1 protein-coding gene and 1 pseudogene are annotated in these 878 nt (G+C 19.0%); both read right to left on the minus strand.

Annotation, left to right across the window (positions count from 1 at the left end; translation table 11 throughout):
- A pseudogene (locus ACYVEA_RS34595) lies at nucleotides 1-334 on the minus strand (proton-conducting transporter transmembrane domain-containing protein); the annotation flags it as partial.
- Between the two features lie 33 nt (nucleotides 335-367).
- Complete coding sequence (locus ACYVEA_RS34600) at nucleotides 368-670, minus strand: hypothetical protein (protein ID WP_461117915.1); 303 nt, start codon at nucleotides 668-670, stop codon at nucleotides 368-370.
- Nucleotides 671-878 lie beyond the last annotated feature (208 nt).

The following is an 878-nucleotide window of genomic DNA, read 5'->3' on the forward strand; positions in this document are numbered from 1 at the left end:
AAAATAGTAGGAGTTTTTACAGCAAAAGCTATAAATATACCATAAAATAAAAATAATTGTGTTGTATACTCAAAATTAGTTTTAAATAAAGCATCAAAATCAGTAGTTCCCATTATAGAGGCCATTGTTATTATAGATAATAACATAAATAACGAACCTAATAAAGTATATAAAAATAAGTAAAACTTGCTCTTACCTTATTACTTGATCCAAATAAACCTATTAATAAAAATAAAGGAGGTAATATACTCTCAAAAAAAATATAGAATAACAATATATCTAAAACTAAAAATACTGCTAATAATAAAGTTTCTAAAAGTAATATTATAACCACAAAAGATAGTATATTTTTAGATTGTATTGAATTTCAATTAGATAATAATGCAATAGGCATTATTATTGTTGTTAATAATACAAAGTATATAGATAAACCATCTACACCTAAATATATATCAAAATAATTTATTTTATATTGTTCTTCAATAAATTGAAAATGTTTACCTGAAAAATCAAATATTATAAACATAAATAAAGAAATTATTAAATTAATGATTGAAGTAATCAACCCTATAGATTTTATTTTCATATTAGCTAAATGTAAACCATAATTAGACTCTAAAACAATAAAGCTTATACCGATTAAAGGTATTAATAATAATAATAAAGACATTTTTTTTTTTCTATTTACTGCATATATATATAATTTAATATACATTTATACAACTCACATACGCTGATTTTTAATACACATAATAAAATTTTAAAATTTTATATATTTTATATTTAAATTGTGGTATATATTTAGATATATGAAGAAAAAATTTTTTTCGTCCTTAATTTTATATTAAAGCTATATTTACAGGTATCATATCTAATGA

This window comes from Spirosoma jeollabukense (assembly GCF_054777855.1).